The sequence below is a fragment of the Streptomyces sp. NPDC006463 genome (assembly GCF_042870715.1).
In the GTDB taxonomy this organism is placed as follows: Bacteria; Actinomycetota; Actinomycetes; order Streptomycetales; family Streptomycetaceae; genus Streptomyces.
On record NZ_JBIAHP010000024.1, the window covers coordinates 67,924 to 83,080 of the forward strand.

Below are 15,157 nucleotides of genomic sequence, written 5' to 3' on the forward strand. Positions count from 1 at the left end.
TCACGACTGCGAAGAGGCATAGAAAGGGAAGGCAATGCCACGCCAGGAACGCCCGCTCGACGTGGACACCGGTCCGGTGACACGGTTCGCGGCCGACCTTCGGAAGCTGCGCGAGGTGGCGGGACGGCCGCCTTATCGGGCGCTGGCCAAGAGGGCGCACTATTCGTCCACGACACTGTCGGACGCCGCGGGCGGGCACAGGTTTCCGAGCCTTGCCGTCACGCTCGCGTACGTCGAGGCGTGTCAGGGTGACCGCCGCGAATGGGAAACCCGATGGCATGCGGTCGCCGCCGAGATTGCCGCGAGCGCACATGGCGATGAGCCCGGGGAAACCAGCCGGGAGAGCACACCGTACGCGGGGCTGTCGGCGTTCCAGCCGGAAGACGCCGACCGTTTCTTCGGGCGCGAGCGGCTGACCGGCGAGGTGCTCGCGAAGGTGCGTGACCACCGGTTCCTGGCGGTCTTCGGGCCGTCCGGAGTGGGGAAATCCTCGTTGCTTCGGGCGGGGCTCGTCGCCCGCGCGCGGGCATTGGGGTGGTCGGTGATGCTGTTCACACCGGGTCCGCATCCCGTGGAGGAGTGCGCGATCCAGCTCGCCGCGGCGACGGGAGAGGCTCCCGGCGCGCTGGTGACCGAGCTGCTGGACGATCCCACGGCGCTGCACCTGCGGATCCGGCAAGCCTTGTGCGACCGCACACCGGACATCGACGCGCTGATCGTCATCGACCAGTTCGAGGAGGTCTTCACCCTCTGCAGGAACCGGGACGAACGAGACGCGTTCATCGTCATGCTGATCGAGGCCGCCACGGCGGCGACCAGCCGGACCCGGGTGGTACTCGGCGTGCGCGCCGATTTCTACGGCCACTGCGTCCAGGACCCCCGGCTGGTCGAGGCGATGCGCGACGCGCAGATCGCGGTCGGTCCGATGAACAGCCAGGAGCTGCGCGAGGCCATCACCCGGCCGGCCATGCTCGCCGACTGCACCGTGACCGGCCCGCTGCTGGCGGCCGTGGTCGCGGACGCCACCGGCCAGCCGGGTGCGTTGCCACTGGTCTCGCACGCGATGGCCGAGACCTGGCGCCGTCGCAGCGGCAGCCGCCTGACCCTGGACGGGTATCTGGCGGCCGGCGGCATCCAGCACGCGCTCGCGCACACCGCTGAGGCCGCCTACCAGGCGCTTTCGCCGGTTCAGCAAGGCCTCGCCAGATCGCTGTTCCTCCGGCTGACCGCGCTGGGCGACGGTACTGAGGACACCAGGCGCCGGATCACCAGGGAAGAGCTGGACCCGAACCCCGACACCGCCTACGTGCTCGAATCCCTCGCCCGGCAACGGCTGGTGACGCTGGACCAGGGGTGCGTCGAGATCACCCACGAAGCAATCATCCGGTGCTGGCCGAGGCTGCGCGTCTGGCTGACCGAGGACCGGGACCGGCTGATCTTGCACAGGCAGCTCACCGACGCGACCGCCGATTGGGAGGCGCAGGACCGCGACCCGCACGCCTTGTACCGGGGTGCCCGCCTGGCCGCGGCGCTGGACCTGGCCGCCGCGGACGGCAGCCGGCTGACCTCCAAGGAACGGCGCTTCCTCGATGCGAGTCAGGAAGCGCAGGCCGGCGAGATGGCGGCGGTCAGGCGACGGGCGGTCCGCCTGCGGCAGCTGGTCACGCTGCTCACCGTGCTGGTGGTCATTGCGGCGACCGCGGGCGGGCTGGCCATCGACTCGCGAGACTCGGCCATCCAGCAGCGCAACGTGGCCCTTGGGCGGAAGGCCGCCGCGGACGCGGCTGAGGTGCGGCAGCAAAACCCCTCGCTCGCCGCGCAGCTGAACCTGGCCGCGTACCGGCTGGCGGCCACCGGCGACGTGCGCGACCAGCTCATGAGCACGTTCGCGACGCCGTACACGAGTCGGCTCACCGGCCACACCTCCGACGTGGTCTCGGTCTCCATCGCCCCGAAGGGCACGGTCCTGGCCACCGCGAGCTGGGACCGCACTGTCCGGCTGTGGGACATCGGGGACGCGCACCGCCCAGTGCAGTTGGCCGTCTTGGATCAGCCGGAGCGGCTGAGGTCGGTGGCGTTCGGTGAGGGCGGCCGGATCCTGGCCACGGCGAGCGACCGATCGGTGCGGCTGTGGGACGTGGCGGACCCGCGTACGCCCGTCGAGCTGAGCACCTTGCCGGACCAGCCGTCCGCGCCGACGTGGGTGGCGTACCGGCCCGGCGGCGTCATCGCTACCGGCCACACCGACGGCGCGGCGCGGCTGTGGAACGTGAACGATCCCCGCCACCCGCGGCTGCTGGCCACCTTGCCGGGCCACACCGGCACGGTCACCTCGGTCACGTTCAGCCCGGACGGCCGCACGCTGGCGACCACCGGCGACACCACCACCAGACTGTGGAATGTCGTCGATACCGCGAACCCGCTCCTCCTCGAGGTCCTGCGCGGACACACCGACACGATGACCTCGGCCGCCTTCAGCCCTGACGGCCGGACCGTGGCGACCGGGAGCTGGGACCGCACCGCGCGGGTCTGGGACATCGGCAGCAGCCCGCGAACGCAGCCACCGGCCGTCCTGCTCGGCCATCCCGCGATCGTCTGGTCGGTGGCATTCAGTCCGGACGGCAGAACGCTCGTCTCGGTAGGCGGGTCCACCCAGTTCTGGGATGTCGCCGCCCCGGCAAAACCGAAGCGGATCAGCACGATCGAGGGCGGGTTCTACCAAGCCGCGTTCAGCCCGGACGGCCGCGTGCTCGCCAACTCCGACCGGCTCCTGGACGTGCGGGATCTGTCGCTCGCGACCCACGACGACGTGGTCACGTCCCTGGCGTTCGGCCCCGGCGGCCACCTCCTCGCCAGCGCCAGCTGGGACGGCACCGCACGCCTGTGGCAGGTCACCGGGGGCCGGGCCCTGTGGCCGCTGTCAGTCCTGCACGGGCACACCAAGTTCGTCCGGTCCGTGGTGTTCAGCCCGGACGGGCGAACGCTCGTCACCACCAGCGAGGACACCACCGTCCGCGTCTGGGACGTGACCGATCCACGGAGACCGCGGCTGACATCGGTCCTCACCCCCGGCGCCGGCGAAGTCGGCGGCGCCGGCTTCGGCCCGGACGGCCGCCTGCTGGCCGTCTGGGCCCAAGGTACGGCCGGACTCTGGGACCTGGCCGATCCCGGCAACCCTAGGCAACTGAGCCGGATCGCCGAGGACGGTCCGGACGTCACGATGGCCTCGTTCCGGCCGGACGGCCGCACGCTGGTGACGAGCACCGGCGAGTCCGGTTCGCTGCGGTTCTGGGACATCAGCGATGCGCGCAGCCCCAGGGAACTGCCGTCCCCGTTCCGGTCCGACCCTCTGACCGGCGGCGTATTCAGCCCCGACAACCGGAGACTGGCCGCTTTCCACCGAAAGGACAGGACGGTCTGGCTGATCGACGCGAGCGACATCGGCCGCCTGGCGAAGGTGACGCGGCTACCGGCGTCCGGCTCCTTGCTCTACACATTGGTCTTTGACGCGGACGGCCGCCGCCTGGCAGCCGGCGCCGCGGACAGCAAGGCCCTGCTATGGGAGGTGAGCGGTGCGGCCGCTCCCGCTGTCCTCACCGGCCACTCGAACCCCGTACCGGCCGTGGCATTCAGCCCGGACGGCAAATCCCTGGCCACCGGCGGCAACGACTTCACGATCCGGCTGTGGGACACCGGCCTGGACAGGGTCGCCGCCCGCATCTGCGACAGTGCGTATCCCCGGATCACCAGAGCGCAATGGGCGCAGTACTTCGCGGCGGTCGACTTCAACCCACCCTGCCCAGCCACATGACATCTGGCACACCGCCTGGACGCGCCCGCCGTCCTCGCGGCGGACAGCGGTGAGGACGCACTCATCTGAAAGCTAAGAGGTGGCGCGCATAGGCGGCAGGCGGGGCCGGCTGGCAGACGGAACAGGCACAGGTTCCGTGATCACGGAGTTGCGACGCTCTGTGATCACCGGGGAGACCTGTGCCTGCGCTGCCATCCTGGCTGACCGAACCGCTCTGAGACCAAATGGCCGCCCTGATGCCGCAGCGGCCCGAGTTCGATCCGGCCCACCCGTTGGGCTGCCACCGGCGCCGGATCAGTGACCGGCTCGTCTTCGACAAGCTCCTTCAAGTCCTCCGGTTCGGCTGCTCCTATGAGGCGATCACGGACTCCGCCTGCTCGGCCACGACGATCCGCAGTCGCCGCGACGAATGGATACGCCTGGGCCTGTGCGCCGAGTTGAAGCAGATCGCGCTCGACGCCCATGACCGCATCGTCGGTCTCGTCCTCGATCAGATCGCCGTGGACGGCGCCATCACCAAGGCCCCCGGCGGCGGCGAAGCGGCCGGACGCTCACCGGTCGACCGGGGCAAACAGGGCATGAAGCGCTCGGGCATGACCGACGGCTACGACATCCCGCTCGGCCGCATCCTGGCCGGCGCCAACCGCAACGACTCCCCACGGCTGGCCCCAACGCTCGATCTCCTGAGCGAACTCGGGCTCTGCCCGACGAGATCACCGTCATCTCGACGCTGGCTACGACTCGGCCCACTCCCGCGCCGTGCTTGCCGAGCGCGGTCTGCACGGCCGGATCGCCCGCAAGGGGATCAAAGCGCCGGTCCAGGCCACCCACCGGTGGCACATCGAGCGCACGCACGCCTGGCAGAACGCCTTCCACCGGCTCACGCGCTGCTACGAACGCCGGACCCGCGTTACCGAGGCCTTCTTCGACCTCGCCGACACGATCATCACCGTACGTAGTCTGATTCGCCGAGCCTGGACCACTCACCGCTGGGCAGCCCGCCCCCGACGCCGACCATGACGGGCCGGCGGCAGGGCCATGCGCCTCGCCGACCGGTAGCGCGCCGTCACGGACCGCGGCGGCGATGTCCTCAACGAGGCGAGGGCGATCGGCCGACTTGAGTGGCGGTCCAAAGGGCGAACGGCTGTGTCAGCCTTGGCGGCTGGGGAGCATGGTCAGGGCCTGGGAACGCTGTGCGACGAGGTCGTCGTAGGTGCCGTCGCGCTCAGCCCAGCGATGCATGACGACCCGGTCGACCAGGATCTCCTCAGGGGTGGGGTCCTGCGAGAGCAACTGCATGACCTCGGCGCCGAAGTCGTCGAGCGGCAGTGCGAGCGGGTTCACTTTCTCCTGTCCTGCCGTGGCGACGGCCGGGGGGACGAGCTCGACGACGCTGACGCCGGTGCCGTCGAGTTGTGCGCGCAGTGCCTCGGAGTAGGCGTGCACCGCAGCTTTCGAGGCGGCGTAGGTGGGCATGGGCGGGAACGGCAGGAAGGCGATGCCGGAGGTGACGGTGATGAAGGTGCCGGCGCCGCGTTCGACCAGGTGCGGGGTGAAGGCATCGATGACGCGGATGGTGCCGACCAGGTTGGTGTCGATCGTCGTCCGTGCCGCCTCGAAGTGCGCGGAGTCGCGCAGGTCCTCCAGGAGCATGACGCCCGACATGGTCACCACGGTGTCCAGTTCGGCGTACTGGGCGAGCACGGCGTCGCGGGCACGTGCGACGGAGACACTGTCGGTGACGTCAATGCCGAAAGTGCCGAAGCCTTCTTGGGCGAGTTCCGAGAGTGCCTCCGGGCTACGGCCGCCAACAGCCACGGTACTGCCCGCTGCGGCGAACCGGCGGGCCAGTTCTCGCCCGATGCCCGAGGTCCCGCCGACGATGAGAACGGTGCGGTTGGAGAGATCCACGAGATCTTCCCTTCAGTTCAGGGCGCGACGGCGTTTGGGCTCGCGGCGCATTCAGCGATGGTCCCTGTCCTTCACAAACAGTGATGCCGCAAGTCTTGACGGCATCCGCCGGGTGTGGCAGGGCCCCCGTCTTCCCTGGTCCTGCCAGGGCCCCCTCTGAAACGCGCGCACCGCATTACGGTGTCGGTATGAAGGATAAGGAATTGGACAACCGGCTCGGAAGCTACCTCCGCGCCCGGCGTGAGCTGGTCTCCCCGGTGCAGGCGGGGCTCCCGTCCGGCGGCAACCGCCGCGTCCCAGGCCTGCGCCGTGAGGAAGTCGCCCTGCTCGCCGGAATCAGCGCCGATTACTATCTGCGCCTGGAACGGGGCCGCGACAAGAATCCTTCTCCTCAGGTCCTCGAATCACTCGCGCGTGTCCTGCACCTCGACGACATCGAGCGGACGTATCTGCTCGGCCTCGTGGCAGCCCGCCCAAGGACGCCGCGCCGCAAGCGGCCCGAGCAGGTACCGGCACGGGTGCACCAGTTCCTTGCCCACCTTCAGATCCCCGCGTTCGTCGAGGGACGCGCCTTCGACGTCCTGGCCTCCAACCCGATGGCCGTCGCGCTCTCCCCGCGACTGCGGCCCGGTGAGAACCGGCTCCGTTCCCTCCTCCTCGACCCCGAGGAACAAGCCTTCCACCAGGACTGGACGAAAGCCGCCGCCGGCTTCATCGCCGCCCTTCGCACCACCATCGGGGACGACACCGACAATCCCCGGTTCGTCGAACTCATCGGAGAACTCGCACTGTCCAGCCAGCGGTTCCGCACCCTGTGGGCCCGACACGACATCCGCAACCTCGACGGAGGCACCACCACCGTCAACCACCCAGTCGTCGGTGAACTACGGCTCCACCGCGACAAACTCCCCGTAGGCGACGTCATCCTGGTCGTCTACTACCCGGACAAGGACAGCGACAGCGACGAGAAACTGCAACTCCTCGCCGCACTCTCACACACCGAACCTACCGACACAGCACGCAGCAGGCCAGCAGACACCAGGCACCCGAAGACACCCTGACGAACCCCGGCCGTCCGGCGGCGCAGCCAGAACGACCGCGCCGCCATTTGCGCCATTCGCAGACCGTCCGGGTGCCGTCGTCATGAGCCCCCGGCGTCCTTTCAGCGCAGGCACAGGTCTCCCCGGTGATCACAGAGCGTCGCAACTCCGTGATCACGGAACCTGTGCCTGTTCCGTCTGCCAGCTGGCCCCGCCTGCCGCCCATCCGCGCCGCCTCTAAATGATATTTATTGCATATTTTTGCAACCTGGGCGTCGAGGAGCGCATCCCAAGAGGAGGACCCACCCGTTCTGCCCGCCCAGGGCAGCCGCACTGTTCGGAGCGAAGTTCGTGCACGAGTACCCGCAGTCGCAGCAGCCCAGGCGATCCCGCAAGAAGGTGTGGATCGCCTCCGCGGTGGCCGTGGCCCTGCTCGCCGGCGCCGGCGCCGGGTTGATCTACTGGACGACGGACTGGTTCGACGGGAACGGCGAGGCCGTCAGCTACGGGAAGCCCTCTGCCGGAGCGGACAAGGGCAAGGAGACCGGCGGCGGGAAGCAGGCCACCGCGCCGAGCGCGGACCCGGACGTGTCCCTCCCCGCCGGTCCGTTCGCCGACTTCAAGCAGACGGTCAAGCTGGACGACGGCACCCGCATATCCAAGGCCCGGGTGAAGGGCGCCAAGTCCGGCTTCGAGGGCAGCGTCTGGGTGTGGACGCCCAAGGAGTACGACCGCCCCGAGTACGCGAAGAGCGCCTTCCCGGTCATGATCGCGCTACCCGGAGGCAACGGGAACGCCGACAACTACTGGGCGACCATGCCGAAGCTGGGCCTCCAGACGGCCATCGCCGAGGGCGCCGCAGCCGGCAAGAGCCTCCCGTTCATCCTGGTCATGCCGCTCCTCAACCCGGACAGCAAGTACTACTACGACGGCTCCGACATCCCCGGCCAGGCCAAGATGGGCACCTGGATCGGCGAGGACGTACCCGACCTCGCCCGGGCCAACTTCCGTACCTACAAGTCCCGCGACGGCTGGGCCTTCATGGGCAACTCCTCCGGCGCCTTCGTCGGCCTCAAGCAGCTCCTGCAGAAGCCGGACCGCTTCCGGGCCGTCATCGCCAATGGCGGCGAGATCGTCCCGGACTCCCCGCTCTGGAAGGGCCACCAGGCGGAAATGGACGCGAACAACCCCGAGAAGCTCGCCCCGAAGCTGATCAACGGCAAGGGCCCCGAGGTGAACGTCCTCTTCCAGTACGGCACCAAGGAAGGCGGCCGCGACCGGATGGAGAAGTTCCAGCAGGAGTTCGGCAAGGGCCCGATCAAGGTCACGATCCACGAGATCCAGGGCGGCGACCACAACGGGTGGGACTACGTCCGAGGGATGAAGGAAGGCCCCCTGGAACAGCTCAGCAAGCTGATGAAGGGCCCGAAGCCGCAATAGGGGCGGTGCCGGAAGGCCTCGGCGCGCCCGTCCTCCGAGGGGAGGACGGGCCCCGGCGACAGATGTACTCACCGGACCGGTAGGCGGCGATCAGGCCGGGCGCGGGAGATACGCCAGACCATGCGCACCGGGCTCGCCGAGCTTGGCGATGTCCAGCCGGGCCAGGCGATCCAGCGTCTCCAGGTCGACGATGTCGACGGTGGACGAGACGACACAGGCCACGTAGGCGAGTCGGCCGTCGGGAGACGAGGTGATGGTCAGCGGGAAGAGCCCGACCTCGAGCTCGCCCAACTGCTTGCGGGTGTCGGCGGAGAACACCGTGAGGCGACCCGGTGCTTGACGTCCGAGTCGCGACCCCGGATCGGGCACCGTGCGCACTTCGCCCGCGAGCAGCTTCCCCGTCGAGGTCAGGTGCACCGGCAGGACGATGTCCTCCGTGGGCAGGGTGTCCACGACGAACGCCGTCCGGGTGTCGATGACCCGGATTCCAGTGGTCGGCCGCTCCTCGGCGGTGCCGGAGAAGTTGGCGTAGGGCGCGGCGACGAAGGCGTGCGTGCCGTCGGCGGAGACGGCGAGTCCCTCACTGCCCGGTACCTCGACCTTCGCGGTGAGGACGCCCCGTTCGAGGTCGACGACCGACACGAACGGCGCCTCCTTGTTGGTGGCGTAACCCGTCCTCCCCGCCGGGTCGATGGCGAACCAGTGCGGGCCGGGCGCGTCCGTGTCGATCCTGCCCACGGGCCGACGGGTCGCCGTATCGATCACCACGACACCGCCGGGCCTGTCCTCGGCGCCCTCCACGCTGACGTAGAGCCGGCCGCGCACCGGGTCCAGCGCCAGGCCGTGCGGCCCGTGTTCCGGGGCGAGGTCGACGACCTCGACGATGCGGCGGGTGTCGGGGTCGACGACGGCCAGTTCGGTGCGCCGACCGCCGTTCGCGTGGTAGTAGCCCGAGTGGTACGTCAGCGTGCACCACAGCAGTCGTTGCGTCGCATCGAAACACAACTCGTGGGGCTCGGCGGGTACGTGCACATCGCCGAGGTGGCGGTCGGAGGAGGCGTCGAAGAACGAGACGGTCGGTCCGCTCTGACTGACGACGGCCAGGACATCGCCTTCCCGACCGGTACGGGGGGACTGCTGCACAGCGGCTCCTTGAAAGGGGCTGAGGGAGAAATGCCACGCGTTTTCGGGGGCGTCTCCACTCTCGGCGCCGGAAGGTGCCGCATCAATGCAAAGATTGACACTCAATCATTGCCCCAGACGTAAAACTGCAGTTCAGGAGCGACTGATGGATCTCAACCTGCTGCGAGTCCTCGACGCCTTGCTCCAGGAGAACAGCGTGACCCGCGCCGCGGAGCGCCTCGGCACCTCACCCGCGGCGGTCAGCCGCACCCTGGCCCGGCTCCGCCGTACCGTCGGCGACCCGCTGCTGGTCCGGGCCGGCCAGGGGCTGGTCCCGACCCCGCGCGCCGTGGAACTCCGGGAGGAGGTCGGCGCGTTGCTGCGCAGCTGCGACAGCGTCCTGCGGCCCGGTGCCGGGTTCGACGCCGTGCATCTCCAGCGGACCTTCACGGTGCAGGCCACCGACCTGCTCCTGGTGGGCGTGGCCGGGAGCCTGACCGAGCGGATCCACGCGGAGGCTCCGCAGGTGGACGTCGTCTTCCTGCCGGAGGCCGTGGAAGGCGGCCCCGGGCTGCGGCAGGGCTGGGTGGACGTCGAACTGGGCGTCCTGGGACACCTGGACCCGGAGATCCGGACCCGGCAGCTCACCCGGATGCCGCTGGTCGGCATCGCCCGCAGCGGGCATCCCCTCTTCGACGGGCGGATCGACGCCCGTCGTTTCGCCGCGGCCGACCACATCGGCATCTCCCGGCTCGGCAAGCGCGTCGGGCCCATCGACAGCGCCCTCGCGGAACTCGGACTGCGGCGCCGGACCGCGGTCGTCGTGCCCAGCCACACCAGCGCGATGATGCTAGCCCGGGACACCGACCTCGTCGCGCTCAGCCTGGCCGACTGGCTCCCCGACACCATCTCGGCCATGGGCCTGCGGACGTTCCCCGTCCCCCTCGACCTGGAACCCCTGGACCTCGGGATGGCCTGGCACCCCCGCAACTCTGCGGACCCGGGACACCGCTGGTTCCGCGAACACCTTGCGTCCGCCGTCCTGGCTCCGGCCGGGCCGGGGGCGGCAGCCGCTCACACTCTCAGCTGACCGCGCCCTGCCCGACCGCTAGCGGGACCCTACGGTTCTTGGCCCGATTTCCCTGGGAATCAGTTCGGCGAGGCGTCGGTGACGTCGGTCAGCGCTGGTCAGCCGACCATTTGGCGGCGGCCCGTGGGTCACGTGACCAGCCCCGCGTTGCGGAGTGCGGTGAGGCCCTCCGGGTAGTTCGTGCCGATGTAGGTCAGGACATCGGCGTCCGGGACGGTGAGCTGCTTGTATGCGGCGCACTCCTGGAGCCAGACGATTCCGGGCTGGACGCTCAGGCTCTTGAAGCTGCTCTTACCGTCGCTGCCCTGGAAGCCGTACTTCTTGTGGTTGTTGGTGAGCCACTGGATGACCGCGGCGGTGTCCTTGGGAAGCGGTTCGAGTGCCGTGATGCCGGGCGTCTGACCCCTGCCCGCGATCTCGGTGGCCACGTCGGATGCGCTGGAGTTGCCGCCGAGCACCCCGGCCTTGTAGAGCGCCAGGCAGGCCCTCATGTACTCCTGGCGGCGTGCCGCGTTCACGTTGCCCGTGACGCTGTCGGCCGCGTTCCGGGCGTGGTCGAGGAGGGAGGGGGAGGTCTGGAGGATGTCCTGACGCATGAGGTTCATGGTCACCTCGAACCGCCCGCGCTCCATCCAGTAGTTCGCGAAGATCATGGGGTCGTTCGTGATGTCGGGGCTGCCCGCGTTCTGCCACTTGGCCGCGTTCGACTCGACCGTCTGTGCCGTCACCTGCGGATAGGCGATCTCGGCTACATAGGGCTTGGTCTGCCACCCGGAGCCGTCCTTCTCGAAGATGTGCCCCAGGCTCTTCGCGGACGTGATGTCGTACCAGGCGACATCGCTCCCGTCGAGCTGGAGGACGACATCGGGACGGGTGTTGCCGTGGGTGACCTGCATCGCCACGGAGAACTTGAGGCCGGAGGCCGGACCGGTCCAGGACTTCCGCTCGGTGAGGAACACCTTCGTGGCGAGGGACTCGATGGCGTAGCCGGCCATGGCGGGGACCAGCGCGGCTATCTCCGCCTTCTTCGCCGGGGTGGCCTGGAGGTATTCCTGCCACTGCTCCGCCCACCGGCCCAGATATCCGTCCGTACGCGCGAGATTGGCGTCGGTCGGATTCTGGGTGGCCTGGAGCCAGGCGATCTGGACGGCCGCGTCGAGCTTCTCGCCGAAGCCCACCAGGTCCTTCCCGACCTGCTCGCTGGGGACCTGGCCGGACGTCGGGTAGGGGTGGATGGAGCGCTGGACGGACTCCGGGCCGCCGCCGGTCCGTTCGGCCGTGCCCTGCGCCGCCTGGCGGGGCACCGGTCCACTCAGAGCCCTGGTGGCGTTGGCCTCCGCCTCCCGCTCGAAGCGGTCCGACGGGTCCGAGACGCGCAGCCCCGACCCGTTGTCCGTGCCGGCCACCGGGCCCTGCCGCTGCTGGATGACGTGGGTCAGCTCATGGGCCAGGGTGTGCCGGTCGGCGCCGCCCTCGCCGATGACGACGTGGTTGCCGGAGGTGTAGGCGCGGGCGCCAACCTCGGCGGCGGAGGCGCGGGCCGCCTCGTCGGTGTGGATCCGTACGTCGGAGAAGTCGGCGCCGAGGCGGGCTTCCATCTCGGTGCGGGTGGCGTCGTCAAGGGTTTTGCCGGGGGTGCGCAGGACGTCATCGACGGTGGAGCGCTGTACGGGGTGCTCGGTCTGCTGGTGGTCGCAGTCGGCGCCGTGCTGGTGTCGTTCCTGGGCCCCTGGGTGTCCGGCCCGGCGGAGCATCTGGACGACTGCCGCGTTGCCGACGGTGCTCTGCAACGCGAGGAGGCCCGGGGGCGGCGTCGGGTTCACGGCCTGGGGTTGGCGGGCCGGTGCCCTGCCCTTGCGTGCCTCGGCAGACCTGGCCCGTTCTTCGGCGTGCATGCGACCTCTTCCTCGGCGAGCAGACGACTCCCCTCTGGATACCGAAGGCGCGGGCGGTCGGGCCATGTACACGAGGGCAGAGCAGGGGCAACGTGCGTGGGCCGTACAGGCGGGCGGCCATGGCGCGCCGGGCCATCAGGCCGAGTCCGGCCCGGCGGACGATCAGGTCAGACTGTTGCGGCGGCCGCCGACAGTCGAGACCGTCGAATTCGGACGGGTGGCCGCAAGGCGGTGAAGGTCTTACGTGACCACGGCGGATTGCCCGCCCGGCTGAAACGGACACACGGCTCTGAAGACAAGCCGTCCGCGTAGCCCCCTCCCCTCCCCCTCCCCCTCCCCCTCCCCCACTCACCCCCGTGCCGCCGCTCTGAACCGCGGAGAGCGCGAACGCAATCCGTGCACGCGCCGCCTTGAGCGGCCACCAGGTCGCCAGCCCAGGGCATCGTCAGTTCAGGTTGCGAGGGGCGATGACAACGCCTTCATCGACGCGGTGGATACCCCGCCGAGTTGCTGGATCGTCCCGTCCGGGCGGCGCAGCAGGACTCATGCGGGTAAGAGGAGACGGCTACCGGGCACCAGCACCGCCTCGTCGAGGAGTGCTCCGGACGAATGGTGCATCTTCAGCCGATCGTCAACAGGCGCCGCCGGCCCCGCAAAAGGAAGGAATGGGCAGGTAAGACCGCCTGCCGCACCTCGGTGGAACCGGTTTTCGGTATCCGGACGGCACCCGGAACGAGCCGTGGCGGCGACCTCCAGCCCACAGACCGGGGTGCTTCATGACTACGGTCGGTCCGTCCGGCGACAGCCGCCTCTCCCCCTTGACCACGGAGGCATCTCGTGTACGACGAGCCCGCACCCCACACCGACCCCGCACACCGACGGGCACGCTTCGAACCGAACCATCCCGTCGGACTCCTCAACGCCGCGTGCGCCGACAACCGCGTGGCGCACCAGGTCGACAACACCCCTGGCTGCCCTGGGCATTCACCCGGCCCGCCCGGGTAGCAGAGCACCGGCGCCCCCCGGGCCCGGGCGAACCCACCTCTCGCAAGCACCCGGCTCGCTAACGCAACCCCGGCGGGGGACGCACCCGCCACCACCACGGACAGGAGACCCTCCCGCCATGACGACGACAACGAAAACCCGTGCAGGGCTGACCACCGTGCTGCTGCTCCTGACCGTACTGACTGCCGTCGGACCAGCCGCCGCCTGCCCCGAGCCCGTGTCCGCGGCGGGGGTCGGGGAGACCTCGGCGTCCGCCCGCGATGTACGCCTCATCGGTCACTGGTCTGAGCCCGTCGACGAGAACCGCCCCGGAATCACCCACTACATCGAGAAACTGACCTTCACCGCGGACGGCCGCTTCGAACAGATCAACAACTACATCTGCAACCAGGAAAACTGCCCCGTCTTCAAGATCGGCCTCAACAAGGGCACCTACCGCACCAACGGCAACACCATCCACCTCGACGGCAACCTCACCGACCTCAACGGCACCATCAAGGCCCCCGACACCATCACGATCGACGGCCACGCCCTCCACCGCGTGGACAACGACCACTGACCCCACTTCACCGGCCGCCCCGCCCCCCGCGCCTCCGCCAACATGGGGTGCGCGGGGGCCGCGTCGAAGAGGGGGTCGAGCGGATCTCGTTCGTACCCGACGACGAGACAGGCCACGGCCACCGGTCCGCGGGAGAGATTCACGAGCCGGGCTCGAAGTCGACCTTCCGGACGACAAGCCGCTGCTCGGCCGGGTACTGGGCGTGTGTCAGATCTCGAGGGCGCCGGGGAACGGTCCGTTCCCGATGCCGGGCGCGGTTACTGCCAGCCAACCGTGACCACTCATGGGGGTGTTCTCGTCGATCTTCTCCGGGTCGACCGTCAGTGTTTCCGCCACGTCGTTGGCACTCGTCTCGCACGAGGCGTTCGGTTCGTACAAGCCGGGTTCCCAGTATTCGTCGTCCGTCTGGGGGGTCTCCCAAGGCATCGGGTCGCCCGTCCATGCCGGCTCGCGGTAGGTCTGGTAGGAGCGGATCACCCGGCCCTGCTCGGCGATCGCCCAGCTGTGATCGTCGTCGTAGGCGTCACGGAAGTAGAAGTGAGCCTGCCCGCAGTACGCGCTGACCCGGGCCAGTACCTCCTCCTCGGCGCACCTGGGCACCGGGCCGCCGAACACCATCCGCCAACCGGCGAACTCGGGCGTGACGAAAGCCCGGTGGACGGTCTTCTCCTCGCCCTCGGGGCCGGTTGTCACGGCCGTGTCATGCTGCACTGCCGACATGCCCAAGGCCATCGTCGCGGGGATGCGGTCGTACATTTCCAGGGCGTCGAAGACACCCTCGTACGTTGCGGCCGGCACCGCGATCCACATGAACGGGCAGTGGTAATCCAGCGGCCGGTCGTTCAGCAGCTTGATCCGAACGAGGCGCTCCAGCGCCCGCCGGTCCCGGCTGTTCAGCTCATTCCCGGCACCGATCATCGCCAGCGCGTGCAACGCATGCCGGCGCAGTGTGCCCGGCCCGTTTCGTCGTATCTCCAGCAGGTCGCTGACCCCTTCGGATCCGAGCGCCTTCAGGTCCTTTTCGACCTGCCACACAGCATCTCGGCGGGCGATCTGCGACAGGAGCGACTCAAGGGTCCGGTTCTGCGTACTCATGACGCCGACCCTAGAACAGGTCTCGATCGGGCAGTACTTCACCGACGTCCGCAGGCCGGCGGACTCGGCAAGGACCCCCGTATGCGCCGAGAGCGGACGGGGCCACGAGCTGGAGGTGGAGGGGCTGGGGATCGTCTGGGGCATCGCCGCCCACGGGTTCGCCGTGGTCGGCGATGCACGTCGTTGACT

Annotated in this window: 10 protein-coding genes and 1 pseudogene; 7 read left to right on the top strand and 4 right to left on the bottom strand. The window is 69.4% G+C overall.

What is annotated here, in order from left to right; genetic code table 11:
• Positions 1 to 34 precede the first annotated feature (34 nt).
• Positions 35 to 3,811 carry an NACHT and WD repeat domain-containing protein gene (locus ACFYOB_RS33100; protein ID WP_388566362.1) on the top strand — a complete coding sequence of 1,259 codons (3,777 nt, stop codon included), beginning with the start codon at positions 35 to 37 and terminating at the stop codon, positions 3,809 to 3,811.
• A 224-nt stretch (positions 3,812 to 4,035) separates the two neighbouring features.
• Positions 4,036 to 4,831 (top strand): annotated as a pseudogene (locus ACFYOB_RS33105) (IS5 family transposase).
• A gap of 129 nt (positions 4,832 to 4,960) precedes the next feature.
• Here the strand turns inward: ACFYOB_RS33105 and ACFYOB_RS33110 are convergent.
• Entirely contained in the window at positions 4,961 to 5,722 is a 762-nt protein-coding gene (locus tag ACFYOB_RS33110) for an SDR family oxidoreductase (protein WP_388566365.1), read from the bottom strand.
• A 188-nt stretch (positions 5,723 to 5,910) separates the two neighbouring features.
• On the opposite strand from ACFYOB_RS33110, the gene ACFYOB_RS33115 reads away from it, so the two are divergent.
• The gene (locus ACFYOB_RS33115) at positions 5,911 to 6,783 is read left to right on the top strand and encodes a helix-turn-helix transcriptional regulator (protein WP_388566367.1); all 873 of its coding nucleotides are present in this window, start codon (positions 5,911 to 5,913) and stop codon (positions 6,781 to 6,783) included.
• A gap of 330 nt (positions 6,784 to 7,113) precedes the next feature.
• A complete protein-coding gene (locus tag ACFYOB_RS33120) occupies positions 7,114 to 8,202 on the top strand; it encodes an alpha/beta hydrolase (RefSeq protein ID WP_388566370.1) in 1,089 nt (362 codons plus the stop codon).
• A 90-nt stretch (positions 8,203 to 8,292) separates the two neighbouring features.
• Here the strand turns inward: ACFYOB_RS33120 and ACFYOB_RS33125 are convergent, their stop codons facing one another.
• Complete coding sequence (locus ACFYOB_RS33125; protein ID WP_388566373.1) at positions 8,293 to 9,345, bottom strand: YncE family protein; 1,053 nt, start codon at positions 9,343 to 9,345, stop codon at positions 8,293 to 8,295.
• Between the two features lie 145 nt (positions 9,346 to 9,490).
• On the opposite strand from ACFYOB_RS33125, the gene ACFYOB_RS33130 reads away from it, so the two are divergent.
• Positions 9,491 to 10,414, top strand: coding sequence for a LysR family transcriptional regulator (locus tag ACFYOB_RS33130; RefSeq protein WP_388566375.1), 924 nt, complete (start codon positions 9,491 to 9,493; stop codon positions 10,412 to 10,414).
• Between the two features lie 128 nt (positions 10,415 to 10,542).
• Here the strand turns inward: ACFYOB_RS33130 and ACFYOB_RS33135 are convergent, their stop codons facing one another.
• Positions 10,543 to 12,309, bottom strand: coding sequence for a DUF4157 domain-containing protein (locus tag ACFYOB_RS33135; protein WP_388566377.1), 1,767 nt, complete (start codon positions 12,307 to 12,309; stop codon positions 10,543 to 10,545).
• Positions 12,310 to 13,432: 1,123 nt separating this feature from the next.
• On the opposite strand from ACFYOB_RS33135, the gene ACFYOB_RS33140 reads away from it, so the two are divergent.
• Positions 13,433 to 13,873: a hypothetical protein gene (locus ACFYOB_RS33140; RefSeq protein WP_388566380.1), complete on the top strand. Its 441-nt coding sequence runs from the start codon at positions 13,433 to 13,435 to the stop codon at positions 13,871 to 13,873.
• 207 nt (positions 13,874 to 14,080) lie between these two features.
• Here ACFYOB_RS33140 and ACFYOB_RS33145 read toward each other — a convergent pair whose 3' ends face one another.
• A complete protein-coding gene (locus ACFYOB_RS33145; RefSeq protein WP_388566383.1) occupies positions 14,081 to 14,968 on the bottom strand; it encodes a hypothetical protein in 888 nt (295 codons plus the stop codon).
• Here ACFYOB_RS33145 and ACFYOB_RS33150 point away from each other — a divergent pair.
• The gene (locus ACFYOB_RS33150) at positions 14,967 to 15,155 is read left to right on the top strand and encodes a hypothetical protein (RefSeq protein WP_388566385.1); all 189 of its coding nucleotides are present in this window, start codon (positions 14,967 to 14,969) and stop codon (positions 15,153 to 15,155) included. The genes ACFYOB_RS33145 and ACFYOB_RS33150 overlap by 2 nt on opposite strands.
• Positions 15,156 to 15,157 lie beyond the last annotated feature (2 nt).